18 protein-coding genes are annotated in these 20,901 nt (G+C 57.6%); 2 read left to right on the top strand and 16 right to left on the bottom strand.

What is annotated here, in order from left to right:
• Positions 1–68: 68 nt before the first annotated feature.
• Entirely contained in the window at positions 69–1,256 is a 1,188-nt protein-coding gene (locus tag F1C16_RS08770; protein ID WP_185283946.1) for a cation:proton antiporter, read from the top strand.
• Between the two features lie 173 nt (positions 1,257–1,429).
• Here the strand turns inward: F1C16_RS08770 and F1C16_RS08765 are convergent, their stop codons facing one another.
• The 14 genes from F1C16_RS08765 to F1C16_RS08700 form a co-directional block, all read right to left on the bottom strand.
• A complete protein-coding gene (locus F1C16_RS08765; RefSeq protein WP_185283945.1) occupies positions 1,430–3,211 on the bottom strand; it encodes a chloride channel protein in 1,782 nt (593 codons plus the stop codon).
• A gap of 156 nt (positions 3,212–3,367) precedes the next feature.
• Positions 3,368–4,195 (bottom strand): mechanosensitive ion channel family protein, encoded by an 828-nt coding sequence (locus tag F1C16_RS08760; RefSeq protein ID WP_185283944.1) that lies wholly within the window; start codon positions 4,193–4,195, stop codon positions 3,368–3,370.
• Between the two features lie 105 nt (positions 4,196–4,300).
• The gene (locus tag F1C16_RS08755; protein WP_185283943.1) at positions 4,301–5,074 is read right to left on the bottom strand and encodes an enoyl-CoA hydratase/isomerase family protein; all 774 of its coding nucleotides are present in this window, start codon (positions 5,072–5,074) and stop codon (positions 4,301–4,303) included.
• A 109-nt stretch (positions 5,075–5,183) separates the two neighbouring features.
• Positions 5,184–7,235 (bottom strand): phenylacetic acid degradation bifunctional protein PaaZ, encoded by a 2,052-nt coding sequence (paaZ, locus tag F1C16_RS08750; protein ID WP_185283942.1) that lies wholly within the window; start codon positions 7,233–7,235, stop codon positions 5,184–5,186.
• 42 nt (positions 7,236–7,277) lie between these two features.
• Complete coding sequence (locus F1C16_RS08745; RefSeq protein ID WP_185283941.1) at positions 7,278–8,456, bottom strand: 3-hydroxyacyl-CoA dehydrogenase NAD-binding domain-containing protein; 1,179 nt, start codon at positions 8,454–8,456, stop codon at positions 7,278–7,280.
• A 134-nt stretch (positions 8,457–8,590) separates the two neighbouring features.
• On the bottom strand, positions 8,591–9,370 hold the full coding sequence (locus tag F1C16_RS08740) for an enoyl-CoA hydratase-related protein (protein WP_185283940.1): 780 nt from the start codon (positions 9,368–9,370) through the stop codon (positions 8,591–8,593).
• A gap of 21 nt (positions 9,371–9,391) precedes the next feature.
• A complete protein-coding gene (gene paaD / locus F1C16_RS08735) occupies positions 9,392–9,937 on the bottom strand; it encodes a 1,2-phenylacetyl-CoA epoxidase subunit PaaD (protein WP_185283939.1) in 546 nt (181 codons plus the stop codon).
• Between the two features lie 58 nt (positions 9,938–9,995).
• Positions 9,996–10,799: a 1,2-phenylacetyl-CoA epoxidase subunit PaaC gene (gene paaC / locus F1C16_RS08730; RefSeq protein WP_185283938.1), complete on the bottom strand. Its 804-nt coding sequence runs from the start codon at positions 10,797–10,799 to the stop codon at positions 9,996–9,998.
• 11 nt (positions 10,800–10,810) lie between these two features.
• Positions 10,811–11,098, bottom strand: coding sequence for a 1,2-phenylacetyl-CoA epoxidase subunit PaaB (gene paaB, locus F1C16_RS08725; RefSeq protein ID WP_185283937.1), 288 nt, complete (start codon positions 11,096–11,098; stop codon positions 10,811–10,813).
• Positions 11,099–11,176: 78 nt separating this feature from the next.
• Positions 11,177–12,121 carry a 1,2-phenylacetyl-CoA epoxidase subunit PaaA gene (paaA, locus tag F1C16_RS08720; RefSeq protein WP_185283936.1) on the bottom strand — a complete coding sequence of 315 codons (945 nt, stop codon included), beginning with the start codon at positions 12,119–12,121 and terminating at the stop codon, positions 11,177–11,179.
• A gap of 160 nt (positions 12,122–12,281) precedes the next feature.
• Positions 12,282–13,358, bottom strand: coding sequence for a 1,2-phenylacetyl-CoA epoxidase subunit PaaE (gene paaE / locus F1C16_RS08715; RefSeq protein WP_185283935.1), 1,077 nt, complete (start codon positions 13,356–13,358; stop codon positions 12,282–12,284).
• 142 nt (positions 13,359–13,500) lie between these two features.
• Positions 13,501–14,082 carry a TetR/AcrR family transcriptional regulator gene (locus F1C16_RS08710; RefSeq protein ID WP_185283934.1) on the bottom strand — a complete coding sequence of 194 codons (582 nt, stop codon included), beginning with the start codon at positions 14,080–14,082 and terminating at the stop codon, positions 13,501–13,503.
• A 218-nt stretch (positions 14,083–14,300) separates the two neighbouring features.
• The gene (gene fbaA / locus F1C16_RS08705) at positions 14,301–15,383 is read right to left on the bottom strand and encodes a class II fructose-bisphosphate aldolase (protein ID WP_185283933.1); all 1,083 of its coding nucleotides are present in this window, start codon (positions 15,381–15,383) and stop codon (positions 14,301–14,303) included.
• Positions 15,384–15,546: 163 nt separating this feature from the next.
• Complete coding sequence (locus tag F1C16_RS08700; protein ID WP_185283932.1) at positions 15,547–15,891, bottom strand: hypothetical protein; 345 nt, start codon at positions 15,889–15,891, stop codon at positions 15,547–15,549.
• 306 nt (positions 15,892–16,197) lie between these two features.
• On the opposite strand from F1C16_RS08700, the gene F1C16_RS08695 reads away from it, so the two are divergent.
• Positions 16,198–17,019, top strand: coding sequence for a phosphatase PAP2 family protein (locus F1C16_RS08695; protein ID WP_185283931.1), 822 nt, complete (start codon positions 16,198–16,200; stop codon positions 17,017–17,019).
• Positions 17,020–17,180: 161 nt separating this feature from the next.
• Here the strand turns inward: F1C16_RS08695 and F1C16_RS08690 are convergent, their stop codons facing one another.
• Positions 17,181–17,618, bottom strand: coding sequence for a nucleoside deaminase (locus F1C16_RS08690; RefSeq protein WP_219733467.1), 438 nt, complete (start codon positions 17,616–17,618; stop codon positions 17,181–17,183).
• A 210-nt stretch (positions 17,619–17,828) separates the two neighbouring features.
• The gene (locus F1C16_RS08685; RefSeq protein WP_185283930.1) at positions 17,829–20,849 is read right to left on the bottom strand and encodes a PD-(D/E)XK nuclease family protein; all 3,021 of its coding nucleotides are present in this window, start codon (positions 20,847–20,849) and stop codon (positions 17,829–17,831) included.
• Between the last annotated feature and the right edge of the window lie 52 nt (positions 20,850–20,901).

Raw genomic sequence — 20,901 nt, 5'->3', positions numbered from 1 at the left:
TAGCGTAAGTTTCGGCTTTGCAGCGCAGATTGCCGTATAGGCAGCTACTGTTGGATTTACTTTTCTGTATGGGTTCATACACTATTCTGATTGGCTTAAGTATAGCCGTCATTCTTTCTTACTTGTTCAACCTGGCCGCCCGGGCCACTAAAATTCCGTCGGTACTGATGCTGCTGCTCACGGGCATTGCCCTGAAGCAGGTAGCAGAATATACCGATTTCGGGTTGGGCATTCCGAAGGTCGTGCTGGAGATATTCGGGATTATCGGCTTGATTATGATTGTGCTGGAAGGTGCGCTCGACCTCAAGCTCAGCCGCGACAAAGCCCCCCTTATTCGGCGTTCTTTTATAGCCGCCGCTATTATGCTGGTGGTGCAATCAGTCGCTATTGCGTGGCTGTTGCAGCTCTACGTGGGTGGGCCGTTCCAGAGCTGCCTGATCAACGCCGTGCCGCTGGCCGTGGTGAGTAGCGCGGTGGCCATTCCTAGTGTAGCCAGCCTGGCGGGCGAAAAACAGGAGTTTATCATCTATGAGAGTACGTTCTCCGACATCATGGGCATCCTGTTTTTCAACTTTGCCATTCAGGATAATTTCGCGCAAGGGGCGTCCATTCTCACCTTCTCGCGCGATGTTATTGCGGTACTCATTGTGGCCGTGGTTAGCACGGCGGTACTCACGTTCTTGCTGTCGCGCATCACGCTGCACATCAAGTTTTTCCTGATTTTCGCCTTCTTAATTCTGCTTTACAGTTTGGCCAAGGAGCTGCACTTGTCGTCGCTGGTGCTGGTGCTGGCCTTTGGTCTGGCCGTGAATAATGCTGAGTTATTCCTGAAGGGCAAACTGCGTGAGTGGTTCCACCCTGAGCGCCTAGCCAACGACCTGCACCAATTCAAGAACATCACCGGCGAGTCGGCCTTTCTGATTCGTACGTTCTTCTTCCTGCTGTTCGGTTTCTCTATCAATCTGAACAGCATCATCAACATCACATTGCTAGAACAGGGCATCCTCATCGTAGCTATCCTTACCCTGATCCGCTACATCTTCTTGCGCTACGTGGCCAAAACCGACCTGATGCCGGAGCTGTTTATTGCCCCCAAAGGTCTGATTACCATTTTGTTGTTCTACAGTATTCCGCCCCAGCACTTCATCGGCGAAGTCAGCGAGAGCATCCTGTTCGTGGTTATCCTCCTTACGGGCGTCCTGATGATGGTAGGCCTGCTGATTACGCCCAAGCAACCGGAGTTGGGAGAGTATTAAATGGTGAAGTTGTGCATGTCAAAGCGCCTGTCATCCTGAGCGCAGCGAAGGACCTTATCACATTGAACAAGTCGTTGTTACGATAGTCGTTCATGCGTGATAAGATCCTTCGCTGCGCTCAGGATGACAGGCGCTTTGACATGCACAACTTCACCATTTAATACTCTCACTACCTAGTCCACCTCGCGTAGAAGCTGGCGGCGGTAGCCGGCTAGGATGGAGGCGCGCAGGATAAAGCCTATATAGCGGCCCTCGGAACTGAGCACGGGTAGGGCGTAAGCATCGTGGTCTTCAAGCAGGTGTAGCGTGTCCAGGATGCTGTCGGAAGCGTGGATGATGGCGGCGGGCTCGCGCATCAGCTCGTGCACGTGGGTAGTAGTGTAGTGCTCGTCGTCGAACAGGGCATCGCGCACAGAGTCAAGCGATACGATTCCAAGTAGTTGGTTGTCTTTGTCGAGCACTGGGAAGATATTTCGGGTGGCGTGGCGGAACACGTTCACCAGCTCGCCCAGCGTATCGTCGGGGTGTACCGGGATGAAGTCGGTTTGCAGGAGGGCGCGCAGGTCTAGCTGTGAGAGCAGGCCCCGGTCGCGGTCCTGGTGCATCACCACGCCCTGCTTCACCAGCTTGCGCGTGTACACGGAGTAGGGTTCGAAGTACTTGGCTACCAGGTAGGAACACGAAGTCACGACCATCAAGGGTACAAACAGCGCGTAACCACCCGTGATTTCGGCAATGAGGAAGATGGCCGACAGCGGCGCGTGCACTACCCCGGCCAGCATGCCTGCCATACCCAGGGCAATGAAGTGCACTTCCGGCACCGGATGCACACCGCTCATATTCAGGAAACGAGCATACACGAAGCCCGCCATGGCGCCCACAAACAGCGAGGAACCGAACATGCCCCCGTTGCCGCCTGCCCCAAAGGTAAAGGTGGTAGCAAATACCTTAAACAGCACGCTACCAATGGCCACGGCTAAGATCAGCCACACGCTTTGGTCGCCATACACGGAGAACAACGAGCCGTCGATGATGCGCTCGGGATGGCCGTTGAGTAGAAATTGCACCATCTCGTAGCCCTCGCCGTAGAGCGGCGGGAAGATAAAGACTAGAATGCCCAACAGCGTGCCGCCCATCAGCACCTTACGAAACGTTCCGGTCTGCTTTTCCCAAAACTTATCGGCCATGAAGTACACCCGGATCATGTACACCGACAGCAAGGCCGTGAACAAGGCCAACATGAGGTAGTAGGGAATAGCCTCTACGGGCCAGCTGGTGGTAATCAGCACAAACGGCTGGCCGGCGTACAAGGCTTTCGACACCACGGTAGCCGTGGCCGAGGAAATCAGCAGGGGAATAAAAAACGGCGCCGATAGCTCCGACAGAATGGCCTCTACGGCAAACAGCACACCCGCAATGGGGCTGTTGAAGATGGCGGCTACCCCGGCGGCCGCGCCGCAGCCTACCAGTAGGCGCCGTTCGCGCCGCCCAATGTGCAGCAGTCGCGCCATGTTGGAGCCAATGGCCGCGCCCGTCACGGAAATAGGAGCCTCCGTACCCGCCGAGCCACCAAATGTGACCGTGAAAAAGGCAGTTACAATCTGCGAATAGAGCTTGCTGCGCGGGATGATGCTGCTCTGCCGGGAAATGTTGTAGATGATGGGCGTGATGCCCCGGCTAAGTGTACCGCCCAAAAACCAGCGCGTAAATAGCACCGACAACGAAATACCGATAATGGGGTAGAGCGAGCGGGCAAATACCACATACTGCTCGGGCACCCACTTGAATATTAAGTGCTGGGAGAAATGAATGGAGTTCTTGAGCACTACCGCCGCCAGACCCGCCAGAACGCCTACCAGAATGCTGAGGATAATGAGATAGAGCCGGTCGTTGATGTGGCGTACGCGCCACATCAGTAACGGCCGCAGCAATCGGTGCAGACGACTTTTAGGCATGGAAACAGAAAAAAATAAGCAGGGTCATCCTATAACTGCAAAGGACATGAAAAGCCGGCAATATCCGCGCCGCAAGGTGAATGACGCATGAAATAACTCAATAATGAGCCAAGGAACTGGCTAACGCTCATTATAAGACGTTATTTTCACTACGCACTACTGCGTGGCATTGGGTAGGGCGTAGCCAGCGGCTTGTAAGGCGGCGCGTGTTTCCTGCATTAGATTGCTTTTCAGCTCCAATACCACGCGGCGGTAATCCTCGGAGAACGTCCAGAAGTACACGCGTAGGTCGACGGTAGTGCCGGTGCCTTTCTCTTGCAGCACATAAGGCGTGCGCGGTTCCTGGTTTTGCACGCCCTGCGTATTTTGTACTTTTTTCAAAATCAGGGCCATCACCTTTTCTGGCCCGGCATCTTGGCCGTAGTCTACGCTGAGCAAGAAGTCCTGCCGTATGCTGCCGTTGCGGGTGAAATTGGTGAGAGGCTCCTTTAGCACCACTGAATTGGGTAAGTAAATGTGCTTGCCGTCAAAAGTTCTAATGATGGTGGTGCGTAGGTTGAGGGCTTCTACGTGGCCCTGCAAACCCTTCACTTCCACAGTGTCATGAATTTGGAAGGGGCGGTTGAAGGCCAGAATCACACCGGCCAGAAAGTTCTCGGCAATGTCCTTGAACGCAAAACCTACAATGAATGCCGATAGTCCGGCCGCGCTCAGCAGCCCCGTTACTACCCCCGAGAAGCCGATAACTTGCAGGGCCAGCAGGAAACCAGCTAGTACCAGCACCCACTTGCTGAATTGAATGAGAAAATCGGCTAGCAGTAAGTCGTCGGAGTGGTTGCGCACCCGCGCACCGAGCAACTTGCTGGCGCGGTTGGCGACTACCAGGGCGACCACCACGATAAGCAGCGCAATAATGAGTTTGGGAGACAGGTACAGGAACTGTTTCCAGTAGGTGGCCAGTACCCGTTGCATATCATGCAGCATAGAAGGTAGGGAAGAGTAACTACACAAAAAGCCCCGACCAGCGGGGCAGAGACATGGTGTACTCTACGCGGGGTCGGGGCAATGTGTTAGGCAGAACAGTAAACCCTACCTGGTTTTGAACTGCTGAATGGCGTTGCGCGTGAAATCCGATAGCGCAAGCCGCCCGCTGATGGCAGCTCGCTCAGCCAGAAGCGTATCCCAGTTTTCAGTGCCGTGCCAGAGCACCCGCTTCAACTCCGCCAAGGCCTCGGGATGGTAGCCAACCAACTTGGCGGCAAAAGCCGCTACGGCGGCATCCAGCGCTTCAATGGAATCGGTGAGGGTAGCGTAGAGCCCTTTTTCCTGGGCCCATTCGGCGCTGCGGAACTCGGTGGCATCCAGGGCCAATTGCGCAAAGGCGGCATTCCCGATTTTGCGCTCCACGGCCGGCCCCACCACAAATGGCCCGATGCCAATGATCAATTCGCTTAGCTTCACGGCCGCTTGTTGGGTGGCAAAACAGTAGTCGGTGGCGGCGGCCACGCCTACCCCGCCGCCAATGGCCTTGCCCTGCACCCGCCCGATAATGATTTTGGGGCAGGTGCGGCAGGCGTTTATCACCTTCGCGAAACCCGAGAAAAACGTTAGCCCCTGCGCTTCGTTCTCAATAGCCAGCAGCTCGTCGAAGCTGGCGCCGGCGCAGAAAGTCCGGTCACCTTCGCTCCGCAGGATAATGACTTTTGTGGCAGGCTCTTGCCCTACAGATGTAATGGTTTCGGCCAACTGCGTGAGCAGAGCGCCAGGTAGGGAATTGTGGCTGGGATGAAAAAAGGAGATGGTGCTGATGCCCTGGGCGTCGGTTGAGGCTTCAACTTTGCCGGCAATTAGAATGTCGTTCATGGGTAGGTTTCTCGCAGTGTTGCGCAGAGAGTTGCGCAGTGTTTCGCAGTGCTTTGGCGTCAGCACACTGCGAAACACCGCGCCAACATTGCGAAACACTGCGAGAAATCTAGTCCTGGTTTTTCTTTTTGACCATCGTCAGAATCGTAGCTACGGCCACGGTTTCGTCGGTTTCGTCGGTCACCGTCACCAGCCAGCGCACAATGCCTTTGGCCACGTCGTCATCGTCGCGCTTCTCCTGGGCTATTTTCTCCTTCACCGTGAGCTGCACGCCAATGGTAGTGCCGGGGTAAACGGGCTTTGTGAAGCGGCACTCATCCAGCCCATAATTGAGCAGTACCGGCCCTTTGCGCGGGTCTACAAACATGCCGGCCGCCTTGCTCAGGATGTAGTAGCCGTGCGCCACGCGACCCGTAAAGAGCGTGCCTTCCAGGGAGGTAGCGTCCACGTGAGCATAGAAATTGTCTCCGGATACCTGGGCGAAGTTGGTGATGTCGGCTTCCGTTACGGTGTGGCGATGGGTAGTATACGTCTGCCCGATTTCCAACTCCTCGAAATAGTGCTGAAACGGGTGCTTGTCGCGCTCTATCTGCTTGGCTTTGGGCTGATACACATCCGTAATAGTCGTAATCATCGACGGGGAGCCTTGAATAGCCACGCGCTGCATAAAGTGTTCTACGCCCCGGATGCCGCCCATTTCCTGCCCGCCGCCAGCCCTACCCGGTCCGCCGTGGATAAGCAAGGGTAGGGGCGAGCCGTGCCCAGTGCTTTCCTTCGCCATTTCCTCGTTCAAGACCAGAATACGGCCGTGGTGGGTGGCCGCGCCCAGCACAAACTCCTGCGCCACGGCCGGGTCGTTGGTCGCCACGGAGCACACCAGCGAGCCTTTGCCCAGATTGGCCAGCGCAATGGCTTCGTCTATATCATGGTAGGGCATGAGGGTAGCCACCGGCCCGAAGGCCTCTACCTCGTGCGTATCCGTAAACCGGAACGGCTCTGGGTTCAGCATCACGATAGGCGACACAAATGCGCCTACCTGGCAGTCGCCCCCAATTACGGCCACCTGGTCCAGGTCGCCGTACACGATGGGTGTATTTTGGGCCAGGCGCTGCACCTGTTCGCGCAGGCGTTGCACCTGCGCCCGGCCGGCCAGCGCGCCCATGCGCACACCCTCGGCCTGCGGGTGCCCAATGGTGGTCTGCGCCAGCGCTTTACCCAAGGCAATCTGTACGTCTTCCACCAGGTTTTCAGGCACCACAATGCGGCGGATGGCAGTGCATTTCTGCCCGGTTTTGGCCGTCATTTCGCGGCGTACTTCCTTGATAAACAAGTCAAACTCTGCCGTACCTGGTACGGCATCAGGACCCAGCACAGCGGCGTTCAGCGAGTCGGCTTCCATCGTAAACGGCACTGCTTCCTGGATGATACGCGAATGGGCGCGCAGCTTACGTCCAGTCTCAGCCGACCCGGTAAACGTGACTACATCCTGGTAGGTCACATGGTCGAGAATGCCCTCGCCCGAGCCGCAAACCAGTTGCAGCGCGCCTTCGGGTAGTATTTTAGAAGCAATGATTTCGCGCACCACAGCCTCAGTGAGGTAGGCCGTCGGCACGGCGGGCTTCACAATAGCCGGCATACCGGCCAGCAAATTCACGGCAATCTTCTCCAACATGCCCCAGATGGGGAAATTGTAGGCATTGATGTGCACCGCTACGCCCTCCTTCGGCACCAACAAGTGATGCCCAATGAAGTTGCCGCCCTTCGACAGCGCAATGGGGTCCGACTCTACGTAGAACGGCTTGTCGGGAAACTTGCGGCGCAGCGAAGCATTGGCAAACAGGTTGCCGATGCCGCCCTCAATGTCAATCCAGCTGTCGGCGCGGGTAGCGCCGGAGCGGTAGCTCAACGTATAAAAATCCTCTTTTTTACTGTCGAGGTGAAAAGCCAAAGCCTTCAGCATGCGGCCTCGCTCGTGGAAGGTCATCTTGCGCAACGCCTTATTGCCGGTGCGGCGGGCATAGTCGAACATAGCCGCATAGTCAAGACCTTCGCCGTTGGCAATGGCCACTACCTCGCCGGTGCTGGCATCATATAATTCCTGCTGCTCGCCGGTGCCGGCCATCCAGCGGCCAAGAGCGTAGTTTTCGAGTTGGGTAGGCATAGGGTGGGAAGGTTTAGATCGAGAACTAAAACCGGCTGCTGGCTACAGCGTAGCCCCGGCTTCTGTTGGAAAGAACGTTTGCCTGGCTTGCGCCATGCGGCGCAGGAGCGGACTGGCACGGTAGCGTTCCTCGTGGTACTCGTGGTAGAGGTCGTCGAGGATGTGCAGGACGCGCGGCAGGCCCAGCGCATCGGCCCAGGCCAGCAGGCCTTGTGGGTAGTTGACACCGGTGGTCATGGCTACTTCCAAGTCGGGGGCGGTGGCTACGCGCAGGTGCAGGGCATCAGCGGCCTCGTTGATGAGCATGGCCAGTATGCGGTGAAGAATGGCTTGGCCCAGGGCTTCGTCTCGGGTAGGCGAGGGGGTAGGGGCACCGGGTGCATAGTCGTAGAAACCGCGGCCCGATTTACGGCCGTAGTAGCCGGCTTCCAGCAGCCGTTTTTGCGTGAGCGAAGGTCGGTAGCGTGGGTCGTAGAAAAAGGCCGTCCAGACGGATTCTGTCACGCGGTAGTTCACGTCGTGCCCGATGAAGTCCGTCAGCGCAAACGGCCCCATGCGGAAGCCGCCTAGCTCGGTCATGGCCCAGTCGATGGTAGCCGCGTCGGCCACACCTTCTTCCAGCAGCCGGATGGCCTCGCCGTAAAACGGGCGTGCCACGCGGTTCACGATGAAGCCTGGCGTGTCCTGCACCAGCACGGGGCGCTTGCCCCAGCTCTGCACCAAGGCGCGCACCTCGTCGGCCAGGCCAGAGCGGGTTTGCACGGCCGGCACCACTTCCACTAGCTGCATCAGCGGGGCCGGGTTGAAGAAATGAATGCCCACAAACCGCTCTGGATGTTGGCAAGCGGCAGCAATGGAGGTAATGGATAGGGAAGACGTATTTGTAGCCAATAAGCAGTCGACACTCACTACGCTCTCTATCTCCTGGAAAACCTGCTGTTTTGCGGTCAAGTCTTCCACAATGGCTTCCAGCACCAAGCCGCAATCCGCAAAATTCGCCTGCTTTTCGGTGAACTGGATACGGGTGAAGGCCGCGGCGGCGTCTTCCACTGTCAGCTTGCCTTTCTCGGCTAGCTTATCCAGGCTCTGCCGAATGCGTTGGGCGGCCTGTTGTAGCGCCGTCTGGTTTTGGTCGAGCAGCCAGACGGGGTGTCCGGCGGTGGCTGCTACTTGCGCAATACCCGCGCCCATCGCGCCGCTGCCGATAATGCCAATGGTCATGGTTGTATAGTATAATACAGTACGTAGTCATTCCGACCAGCGGGAGAAATCTCGTTTGCTAGTAATTTCTGACAACGAAGGTTACTGTGACACGCGAGATTTCTCCCGCTGGTCGAATGACGTTTTAATGGCTTTTACTGTCCCTTAAACACCGGCTGACGCTTTTCCATGAAGGCGGCTACGCCCTCCTGATAATCGGCGGTGTGGCCGGCGCGGAGTTGATAGTCAGCCTCGGCGCGGAGCTGTTGGGTGAGGTCGTTGGTGGAGCTGAGGTTCAGCAGTTGCTTGGTGTAAGCGAGGGCGCGGGTAGGTAGGGCCGCCAGTTTCTGGGTGAGCTTCGTTACCTCCTCGTCGAAGGCATCATCGGCAAAGGCTTTGTAGATCATGCCCATCTGCACGGCCTCGGCAGCGCCTACCTTGTCGCCGAGCATCATGAGGGCTGAGGCGCGCTGCTGACCCACCAGGCGGGATAGGAAATACGTGCCGCCGCTGTCTGGTATCAAGCCTATCTTGCTAAAAGCCTGAATAAACGAAGCCGATTCTTTGGCTACTACCACATCACAGGCTAGGGCCAGGTTGGCGCCCGCGCCGGCTGCCACGCCGTTCACGGCGGCCACCACCGGCTTCTCCAAATTGCGAATCAGCTCCACAATGGGGTTGTAGTGTCGCTCCACAATCTCCGACACCTCGGGGCGGTCTGGCCCGGTGATTTCCGCCAAGTCCTGCCCGGCACAAAACGCCCGGCCGGTGCCCGTGAGCACCACGGCGCGCACGCTTTCGTCTTGCTGGCACGCTTGCAACTGGTCCTGCAAGGCCAACGCCAGCGGCTTGTTGATGCTGTTGAACACATCGGGGCGGTTGAGGCGCAGCGTGGCTACGCCGGCATTGAGGGAGAAATGGAGGGAATCACTCATAAAGAAAAGTAAGGGGAAAGTCTACGCGTGGCATTTGAAGTAATCGAACGGCTCGCGGCAGTCGTTGCACTGGTAGAGGGCTTTGCAAGCCGTGGAGCCAAACTGGCTGACTAGATGCGTGTTATCGGACTTGCAGAGCGGGCAGCGCACGGCCGTATCGGCCCCGAATAGGTTGAGCATATGGCCCGTGGCGGTGCCGTCTACGGGCGGCGCAATGCCGTAGTCCTCCAGCTTCTGACGACCGGCGGCGCTCATCCAATCTGTGGTCCAGGCGGGGCGCAGCTGGGTATGAATCGTCACATTAGAAAACCCCTCAGCCAGCAGCCGCAGCCGAATGTCGGTGGCAATGGCATTCATGGCCGGGCAGCCCGAGTAGGTAGGCGTAATGGTGATGGTTGCGTGCTCATCCTCAACCACTACATCGCGCACAATACCCAAATCGAGGATGCTGAGCACCGGCACCTCGGGGTCCGATACCTCTTCCAGCAACTGCCATAGCTTTTTGGCTGTTAGCGGTTGGCTGTTAGCTGCTAGCTGTTGCGGCGTTGTGGCTGTTAGTTTATGCACGATTAGGTGAGTTAAGAGAAGCTATCAGCTAACAGCCAATAGCTAGCAGCTAAAAATACTACCAGGTCATGCCGGGGTAGGCGCGTTGCATGTACTGCAATTCAGCCAGTAAGTAGCCTAGGTGCTCGGAATGGCGGCCCAGTTTGCCGCCCTGCTGCATCACTACGCCCTCGGGCAGGGGTAGGGTGGCCTCCGCGAATACGTGGGCCGTGTGCGCCTGCATGGCTGGCAGTAGGGATGCGTAGTCGGGGAGGAGGCCGGCGGTTTGCAGGGTGTGCTCGGCGGGGGTAGGGGTGGTCAACTCGTCGGCGTAGCGCCAGAGGGTGCGCAGGGCTTTTTCAATGCGCTGACGGCTTTCCTCCGTGCCATCGCCCAGCCGAATCACCCATTCCGAACTCCACTTCAAATGATACGCAGCCTCCTTCACCGATTTTTCGGCGATGGCAGCCAGCCGCTCATCGGGGTAGCGCTGAAGCTGTTGCAACACATGGTAGTGGAAGTTGTCGAAGAGGAACTGCCGCACAATGGTAGCGGCGAAGTCGCCGTTGGGCTGCTCCACTAGCAGGGGGTTGCGGTATTCGGTAGCTGGGCGCAGAAACGCGAGGTCGTCCTCGGTGCGGCCTTGGCCCTCCAGTTCGGCGGCGTACTGATAGAGGCTGCGGGTTTCGCCCAGCAAGTCTAGCGCAATGTTAGCCAGAGCCAAGTCCTGTTCCAACACCGGCCCGTGCCCGCACCACTCCGACAAGCGGTGGCCTAGCACCAGGCTCGTATCGGCCAGCTGCACCAGGTAGGTCAGCAAGGCCGCGTGCACTTCGGGCGGGTACGTGGGTAGGGGTTGGGTGGTAGTTGAAGCAGATTGCATAACCTACAGATTTACATATGTTTGATGGAGTCCGGGACCTCGAAGAAGGTAGGGTGCCGATACACTTTATCCGCCGCCGGATCGAAAAAGGCAGCCGCATCATCGGGGTTAGAAGCGTGGATGTGACGCGACTCTACCACCCAGATACTCACGCCTTCGAGGCGGCGCGTGTACACGTCGCGAGCGTTTTGCATGGCCATAGCGGCGTCGGCGGCGTGCAGGCTACCCACGTGTTTGTGGTCGAGGCCCTGCTTGCTGCGGATAAAGACTTCCCACAGGGGCCATTCAGATTGTGTCATTTTATTAAGCTGTTAGCTGATGGCTATTAACTGTTAGCCACGTGTACAAACCAAGATAGAGCTAGTAGCTAACAGCCATCAACTAATAGCTTTCTCCGTTCTTTTCTTGGCATGTGCCAGGGCGGCTTCGCGCACCCAGGCGCCGTCTTCGTGGGCCTGCACACGGGCTTGCAGCCGGTCGTGGTTACAGAGACCGTTGCCCTTCACCACCTGCCAGAACTCGTCCCAATCTACTTCGCCGAAATCGTAGGCCTTTTTGTCTTCGTTCCAGTGCAAGTCCTTGTCGGGAACCATAAGACCCAGAAACTCGGCCTGAGGCACCATCATATCCACGAATTTCTGGCGCAGCTCGTCGTTGGTGAAGCGCTTGATACGCCACTGCATCGAGCGCTCGGTGTTAGGCGACTCCGCGTCTTTCGGCCCGAACATCATCAGGGTAGGCCACCACCAACGGTTGAAAGCTTCTTGGGCCATAGCTTTTTGCTCGGGCGCACCCTCACACAAGGTCTGCATAATCTCGAAGCCCTGACGCTGGTGAAAGCTCTCCTCTTTGCAAACGCGCACCATGGCGCGGGCGTAGGGGCCGTAGGAAGTGCGGCACAGCGGCACCTGGTTCAGAATGGCGGCGCCATCTACCAGCCAACCCACGCAGCCAATATCGGCCCAGCTGAGGGTAGGGTAGTTGAAAATGCTGGAATACTTGGCCTTACCCGAGTGCAGGTCGGCCAGCATCTGGTCGCGGGAGGCGCCCAGGGTTTCGGCAGCCGAGTAGAGGTAGAGGCCGTGGCCGGCTTCGTCCTGTACCTTCGCCAGCAAAATGGCCTTGCGTTTCAGGGAAGGCGCCCGCGTAATCCAGTTACCCTCCGGCAGCATGCCTACCAACTCAGAATGAGCGTGTTGAGAAATCTGCCGAATCAAGGTTTTACGGTAAGCATCGGGCATCCAATCCTTCGGCTCAATGCGCTCATCGGCGTCGATACGGGCTTGAAACTGTTCTTCCTGGGTGAGTTCTAGCGTTTCCATAGTTTTCTAACAATGGTTAACTAACATTTGTTAGTTAAAGGTAGGGAATTTAAATGCTCTGTCATTCTGAGCGGAGCGAGGAATCTGAGTCAGCCATTAGGGTTTCCTCTCATATCAAATTCAGATTCCTCGCTCCGCTCGGAATGACAGAGCATATCACTTACTGGTCAAAATCCACCTGGACCTCTGCCGAAACCGGTCGGGCCTGGCACGTGAGCACGTAGCCTTTTGCCACTTCGATGTCAGATAGTGAGTAGTTTACGTCCATTTCTACCTGGCCGGTTGTGATGCGGGCGCGGCAGGTGCTGCACATGCCGTTTTTGCAGGAGTAGGGCGCATCTACGCCGGTAGCCAGCAGCTCGTCCAGGATGGTATTGCCGTAGTACGACATTGGCAGCACGTGCGTGTGGCCGTCGAGCTGCACCGTTACATGGCTCTGCTGGTCGTCGTGGCCGGGCGGTGGGGTAGGGGCAGCAGTGGTAGGCCTAGGTGTACTGGTCCCGAATAGCTCAAAATGCACCTTCTCGGGCGCCACGCCAGCCTCCGACAAGGCAGCGCGCACGTCTTGAATCATCTGCTCGGGGCCGCAGATAAAGCACTGGTCGATGAGGCTAGGCGGAATGAGTGTGGTCAGGAACTGCTGTACTTTTGCCTGATCGAGGTGGCCAAAGAATAGGTCTGTATCGCCCTGTTCGCGGCTGAGGACGTGGTAGACACGCAGGCGCTGTAAGAACGTATTCTTCAGCGCCTCAATAGCTTCCTTGAAGATAATACTGTTGCGGCCCCGGTTGCCGTACACCAGCGTCACGCGGCTTTGGGGCTCCGTGAGCAGCACCGTTTTGATGATGCTTAGGATGGGCGTAATGCCGCTGCCCGCGGCAAACGCCACGTAGTGCCGGGTTTGGGTAGCAAGTAGGGTAGCCGGCCCAAAGCTGCCGGCCGGGGGCATCACCTCCACCGCGTCGCCGGCCCGCAGTTCTTCCACGGCTAGCTGCGAGAACCGCCCGCCGGGTACTTTCTTCACTGCTACGCGCCACTCCTCGTCTAAGGGGCTGCTGCACAGTGAGTAGGAGCGCCGAATTTCCTCGCCGCCTACCTCCCGCCGAAACGTGAGATATTGTCCCGGGCGGTACTGGAACGTTGCCCGTAGCTCGGCGGGCACGTCCAGCGTGAGGGCCACGCAGTCAGGCGTCTCGCGAGTGATGTGCTTGATTTTAAGGGTATGGAAGCGGGGCATTTTCCTTAGTTTTTAGTTTGTCATCCTGAGCTTGCGAAGGACCTTATCACGCGTGAACAAGTCGATGTTATGCTGGTCATTCTACTGGCATAAGGTCCTTCGCAAGCTCAGGATGACAATGCATAGTAGGCGGACTCACGATTCATCTAGCCAATCCATTCAGCAGAATCGTCATGATGTTTTCCTCCAGCTCTTCGGGTGTCACATCGCGGCCGGGGCGGTACCACAACTCCACCCAGCGCACTGCTGATAGAATGGTGAACAGCGCCACCGACACGTTGACGGGTTGCAGCTCGCCGGCGGCTATGCCCTGCTCGATGAGCGCGGCAAAGCCTTTCTCGTAGCGTTTGCGGGCCGTTTTGAAGGCTTCCAGCGTGTCGCCGGTGAGGTATTTCCAATCGTTGTTGCCGACGGACACGGCCGCGCCGTCCTCAATCATCAGCTGAATATGACGGCCAATCAGCGCCCGGATTTTCTCCACGTACGTGGCTGCCATCTGCTCTACCTCCGTGAGCTGTCGGATGTAGGTATCGGAAACGTGAAAGCAGATCAGCTCCAGAATCTCGTCTTTAGACTTGATGTGGTTGTACATACTGGCGGCCTCCATGCCTACCTGCGCTGCCAAATCGCGCATAGAGGTGCCGCCAAAGCCCTTCAGCTTGAATAACTTGGCTGCCTCGTCCAGAATCAGCTGGCGCTTGGCGGAGTTCGTGCGTTTGCTCATGCAACGAGGCGGAGATGATAACTACATAGAACCAGTGCTGCTTGCGCAGTGGCCTAAAGATACTTCAACTAACAAACATTCGTTAAAGTTGGCGCGAAGTAGAGATGCAACAATTTGTGTCTCTACGCCGTGCATCAACATAAACGTCAACTGCCCGGCTGCCTGTGCTTCAATAAGCAGGACAACCGGGCAGTCAGATAAAAACCGAAACCTAGAAACTAGGGGCGGCGGTTGATGGCGTTCAAATCCTCAAACGCGTGCTTAAGACGCTCTACGAAGGTGGTTTCGGCGGAGCGCAGCCACACGCGTGGGTCGTAGTACTTCTTGTTGGGCGAGTCGGGACCGGTGGAGTTACCGATCTGGCCTTGTAGGAAGTCTTCGTTCTTCACATAGTAGTCGCGGATGCCCTGCCAGAACGCCCATTGCAGGTCGGTGTCGAGGTTCATCTTCACAGCGCCGTAGCTGATGGCCTCGCGGATTTCCTCGCGCGAAGAACCCGAACCGCCGTGGAATACAAAGTTGATGGGTTGCGGGCCGGTTTTGAAGTGCTCCTGCACGTAATCCTGCGAGTTTTTCAGGATGATGGGTTGCAGCTTCACGTTGCCGGGCTTGTATACGCCGTGCACGTTGCCGAACGCCGCCGCAATGGTAAAGCGGGGGCTTACCTTGCTCAGCTCCTCGTAAGCGTAGGCCACTTCCGAAGGCTGGGTGTAGAGCTTGGACGAGTCCACGTCAGAGTTATCCACGCCGTCTTCTTCGCCGCCGGTTACGCCCAACTCAATTTCCAGGGTCATGCCCAGCTTATCCATGCGCTCCAGGTAGCGCTTGCAGATTTCGATGTTCTCCTCGATGGGCTCCTCCGACAAGTCCAGCATGTGCGAGCTGTAGAGTGGCTGGCCGTGCGTCTGGAAATGCTTTTCGCCGGCAGCCAATAGGCCGTCGATCCAGGGTAGGAGTTTCTTAGCGGCGTGGTCGGTGTGCAGAATCACAGGCACATCGTAGAGGGCAGCCATTTGGTGCACGTGCTGGGCACCCGAAATGGCACCGGCAATGCTGGCACGCTGATCGGAGTTAGACACGTACTTGCCAGCGAAGAACTGCGCGCCACCGTTTGAGAACTGCACGATAACGGGCGAATTCACTTCGTGGGCGGCTTCCAGCACGCCGTTCACAGTGTTGCTACCCGTCACGTTGACGGCGGGTAGGGCGAAGGCATTATCCTTGGCGTATTGGAACAACGACTGTACTTCGTCGCCGTGGAGCACACCAGCGCGCAGCTTGGTTAGGGTTTGGTCGGCCATAGGGCAAAATATAGAGGCAATGAAAAAAGAATTCGTGGGAGCGTCAAACCTACGAAAACCGGCCGTTAGTTGCTAACCGGCCACGCTGGTAACGCTGCCATTCATCCTCTTTCCTAACCAGCTACTACCCCAAATCGTTTAGCGCCAGTGTCGGATACGCAGTCTACAGCCGACGGCGGTAGGGGCGCAAGGGAGTAGATGAAAGGGGCTTAATAAGGGGGCCTACCCCGCCGTGGAGTGCAAAATATGCTGCCAGAGCAGCTTCCAGACCCGGCTTATCGTCCAGGCTTAGGTCGGCCAATACGTTGGCCTGATCCAAAGGAGCTGCCGACAGGCTGAGGCGGCAACGGTTAATCAAGTAAGGGTGCTCGAGGTAGACGTGGGTGCCATCCTGCGCAGCGTGGGTGTGCATGCAGCGCCAAGAATCGTCGTTGGGGCTCCGTTGCGTGGTGCGGGAATGGTTGTCCAGAGGTTCAAAACCCAGGGCACTTAAATAGGCTTGTGTCATGGGTGAAGGTATGTATAAATAATTGATTTTCAGGTATAAATACTTAAAGCGCTAGTGCATACCCAACTGCGTACACCGCCCGTCAGATACAGCAGCAGCACTAGAAAAGGTTTTTGCAACAAAAATCAAAAAATGCAATCGGCTAATGCCCAGAGTATTTGCTGCTTAAGTGAAATAACGCGTAACAATTTGGTAATAAGTGGGCGTATCTAAGCAGACTTTCCTTAAAAACACCGTTTAAGGTGGTGCTGCACGGGTAATGCAGTGGACGATAACCGCACATATTTCTGATTCTACTCTTTACGCATGCGCACTTTTCTCTCCCGCGGTCTGGTCGGCTTTGCTCTGTGGCTTTCTGTTGTTACGCCTACCCTAGGCCAGGTTACGCCGGCGCCCATTACGCCCGCTGATACTATCACCCGCCCCTACGAAAACCCCAATGGCATTCCAACCCCGCCAGCCGCGCGGCCGCCGTGGTACAAGGGCAAGCTGGTGCGGGCAAGCATCATTCCGGCCATTCTGATTACCTACGGCGCCACTACCATCAACGGCAACGGCTTCTATAGTAGCTACCAAGCCAACCGCGACATTCACAAGCTGTTCCCTACCTTCCGCACCCGCGCCGACGATATCTTGCTTGTGGCACCCTACCTGGAGCTGGGCGCCGTGCTGCTGGCCGGCGTCGAGTCGCGCGACGATAACCTGAACATCGGCTTGGTAATTCTTAAGAGCGAGGCCATCATGCTCAGCAGTGTGTTTGCGCTGAAAAACCTCACTAAAATTCGCCGGCCTGATAATTCCGATATGCTGTCTTTCCCCTCGGGGCATACAGCGCAGGCGTTTTTGGCGGCCAGTATCGTGCACAATGAGTTTCGGCACAAAAGCCAATGGTATGGCATTGGCGCCTATACCATTGCCACCAGCGTGGCCGCGCTACGCATGATTAATAGCAAGCACTGGCAGAGCGATGTGGTGGCGGGAGCCGGCATTGGCATCTTATCGGCGCACGTGGGCTACCTCACGCACCGCAACCGCTGGGGCCGCAAGCCCATCCTGCCTAAAGGCATGAGCTTTTCGCCTACTTGGCAATACAACGCGCCTGGTTTGGGCATGGTGTGGCAGTTGTGAGGTGGTGAGTGAATAAAAGCGTCTGTCATCCTGAGCGGAGCGAAGGACCTTCTGCCAGTTGAACGAGTCGTTGGTACGCTTGTCGTTCTACCGTGATAAGGTCCTTCGCAAGCTCAGGATGACAGCCGTATTTTCTATTCACAAACTCACCACCTCACCACTTACTCCTCCATAATATCCTCATTCCAGAGGGTAGGCTCGGCTTCGATGAACTCCTGCATCATCTCCACGCACTCGGGCAGGTTGAGGATTTCCACCTCCACGCCGTGCGACTGCAAAAACTCCAGCGACTCGCCGAAGGTCTGCGCTTCGCCTACCACTACCTTCGGAATCTTGAACTGCACGATGGTGCCGGCGCACATGTAGCAGGGCATGAGAGTGGTGTAGAGCACCGTGTCGCGGTAGGTGCGCTGGCGGCCGGCATTGTTGAGGCAGTCCATCTCGCCGTGCAGGATGGGGTTGCCCTCCTGCACACGCTTGTTGTGGCCGCTGGCCACTAGTTCGTCGCCGCGGCGCAGCGCGGAGCCAATCGGAATACCGCCTTCTTTCCGGCCAGCGCGGGCCTCATCGATGGCGGCTTGCATGAATTGGTCTTTCATGGGGTAGGAGTTTTTATTGAAGTAGAAGCTATTTAAATTAACTGAAAGAGTCACCGAAACGGTGTAGAGACGCATACTTGCGTCTCGTCGCTTGTGTCGTGCGTGCGGAACCGTTCAACGACGAGACGCAAGTATGCGTCTCTACACCGTTCAACAAGCAACTGAAACAGTTTCCTAGATAAAGTAGAATACCGAGAACGGTCATTCTAGCTACCGCGCGCAAATGCCCCGGTAGGCGCAATACTGGCACCTATCTAGGTCGTCGGTTTTGCGGATAGGCTCTAGCGGGTCGAGAATGCGGTGCACCAGTTGCCCCAGCAGCTCCTCGCTGGCCTGGCGAAACGACTGGCCGTCCTCCGTCAGAAACGACATATCGGCCGTGAGCAGGCCGCCAGGTAGATTGCGCATGGAGAGGATGGCCGCGTCGGCGGCCGGCTGGCCCTCGGCTTCTAACATAAAGCGGTAGAGCCAGAGCTGACGCACCTTCTCCGCGCCCGAGCTAGCCTCCATCAGTAAGCGTTCTACGGCCGCAGAGGCAGGCTCTTTGGCTTTTTGCAGCTTCAGTTCGAAGCCCTGCACCATACCGGTTTTGTAGTCTACCACTCGCAGGCTGCCATTGGGTAGGCGGTCGAGGCGGTCGGCGTAGCCGATGAGGCGCACTGGCAGCTTTTCGCCGTCGGGCATAGGCACGAATACCGTGGCAAACAGCTGCTGCTCCAACCCATGAATCTGCAAGGGTAGGGCGCCTGGCTGCGTGAGTAGGCTCTCGAAGTAACGCCGCACTAGCTGTACGGCTACCTGGCCCAGCACGTAGTTTAGGCCTTCGTCGGCGCGGGCGTGGCGCTCTTTTTCCTCGCGGCGCAGGGCGCGGGCCACCTCTTTATCGGCCTGTTTGATGAGCCCTGGAATATCCTCGGCCGTGAGCAGGCGCTGCCCCTGTGCAAAAGGCTGCAACAGCTTTTCCAGCGCCGCGTGCACCGCCGTTCCAAACCCATCGGCTCCCAGCGTTTCCTCTACCTCCTCGGCCTCCTGAAACCGCGCAATGCGGGAGAAATAAAACTGCAACGAGCAGCCCACGAACTGGTTGAGCGCTGAGGGCGACAAGCCGCGCTCCAACGCGCCGCGTAGAGCGGTCAGCATTTCGGGGTCTTTAGCAAGGGTGAGGTCGCCAAGGGCCGTTTCTACTATTTCAGTGCCTATGGGTATTTCTTTTGCTGGCGAGGGTAGGGAAGAAGGTGCCGTTTCCACCGTCACATCGCGCAGCTCCATTCGGGAGTTTTGCAGACGTAAGTCGTTCTCTATCTGCAATAGAAAGCGGCTTCGCTCGCCGGTGCGGCTGCCGTCGGCGCCGGGTAGCACGTGCAGTAGGTCTACGCGGCGGGCGCGCTGCAAGAGGCGCCAGAACTGGTAGGCGGTGGCCGCTTCGTGGTCGGCGTAAGTAGGCATGTTGAACTGCGTGAGCACGTCGTAGGGAAACAGCGACGCGTGATTTTTGGGGGCCGGCAGCACCCGCTCGTTACAGCTCAGAATGATGATATGGTCGAAGTCCAAGGCCCTGGTTTCCAGCAGACCCATTACCTGTACGTCGGCAATGGGCTCGCCGGAGAAGGGTAGACGAGTGCGGGCCATCTGCTCGTAGAGGAAGCGCCGGAACGAGCGCACCGACAGCCGCTGCTCCCGGCAGTCGAACACCGAATCGAGCCGCTTCACCAGCGTAAAAAACAGGTACAGATACTCCGCCTCAATGGCCGAGTGCTGATCCTGGTAGGCCTTCTTGAGTAGGTCGATGAGTGTGTAGCAGGCGGCAATGATGTCGTCGCAGGTGTCCCAGGTGGCAAACAGCGCCTCAATGAGCGGGTGTTGCTGGCCCATTTCCAGTAGCTCGGTGGCGGGTAGCAGCACGGCCTGGCGCTTGACAATCTGCTGGCAAATCTGGTCGAGCAGGTGGTGGGGCTGCTCGGGCTGCTGATCGAGCCAGTGCTGATAGCGCCGCAGAAACGGGTGCGTGAGCAGCTTTTGCACGGCCAAATGATGGTAGCGCGGCACGCCGTAGCCCGTTTCCTGCGAGCCCTCCCGGATGCCGGTGAGGTGCACCTCAAACAGCAAATCGACTAGGTTGAACAGGGGGGTGCTCTGGAAGCTCAGGCCCATGGTCACGTTGTACTCGGGCACGGCATCGAGGGGCAAGCCGTGAAGCACGGGTAGGAGCAGGGTTTCGTCGGGCAGCACCACGGCTACCTTGGCCTTGGGGTCGAGGCGGCGCGATTCGGCCAGCAGCTGCCCGGCTACCTTGCCTTGCATGGAGGAATTAGCCACGCCCACAAACTGCACCTGGCGGGGTAGGCCGCGCAGCAGCTCCGGTAGCCCGTGGCCGGGTACGCCGCCAAAGGCTTCGGCTGGCAAATCCCACAGCTTGCGGTAGCGGCGCAAGTGCTGGCCGGCGCGGTTGGGCGAGTCGGTTTCCAGGTAAAATGCGTCGCCATCAAACAGCACCTCGGCCCGACCGGCTTTGCGCAGACGCTGAATCAGTTTTTCTTCGGACTTCGATAAGGTGCCAAGTCCTAGGAATACATGCTGAGGTAGCGCTTCGCCGGCTTCCAAACGGTTCTTCACGCGGCGGGCAGCCAGGCGGTAGGCCAAGCCGGGGTAGGCAAGGTGGTCGTGTTCCATGCGCCGGCGCAGGCGCCAGTACACCTTCTCCAGATCATCCCAAAAACGGAAGTAGGCAGCCGTGGTGCTGTCCTCGGCGGGCGTGAGCGACAAATCCCAGCGCTCCAGGGCTTTGGCCTGGGTGAGGTATTCAAAGACTTTTTTCGGGTTGGCCAGGTTCTGATCGAGGTTGGAAAAGTCCTGCACCAGCAACCCCGACCACCCCACGAACTGGTCGAAATCCAGGCGGGCGTCGATGTCGCGCAGGATGTCGAACAGCAAGAGTTGCAGGGCAATGGGTTCCTCTACCTGCACGCCCGCCAGCTCTACCATATAGTCTTCCATGGCCGCGATGCGCGGGCTCCACACGGCCTGGCCTACCTCGGCGGCCAGAGACAGTTCGTTCTTCAAATACACCACCGCCCGGCGCGTGGGCACTACCACCACCACATCCGACAACTCCCCGCCGGGGTAGCGCGCCAGCAGGTCGCGGGCGGCCTGGGCGAGGAAGGGCAGGGGCCGCGCAGTGGGTGGCGCGGTGGTATTTTCGGGAAAAGTAGCAGTAGATCGGGTAGAAGGCATATACTTGGTGCAGCAAACGGCAACTTAAAGGTACGCTACTCCGTCAACCCTC

This window comes from Hymenobacter sp. NBH84 (genome assembly GCF_014217645.1).
GTDB classification, from domain to species: domain Bacteria; phylum Bacteroidota; class Bacteroidia; order Cytophagales; family Hymenobacteraceae; genus Hymenobacter; species Hymenobacter profundi.
Note: the sequence above shows the minus strand (reverse complement) of the source record. Positions and strands in the feature narration are given on the sequence as shown.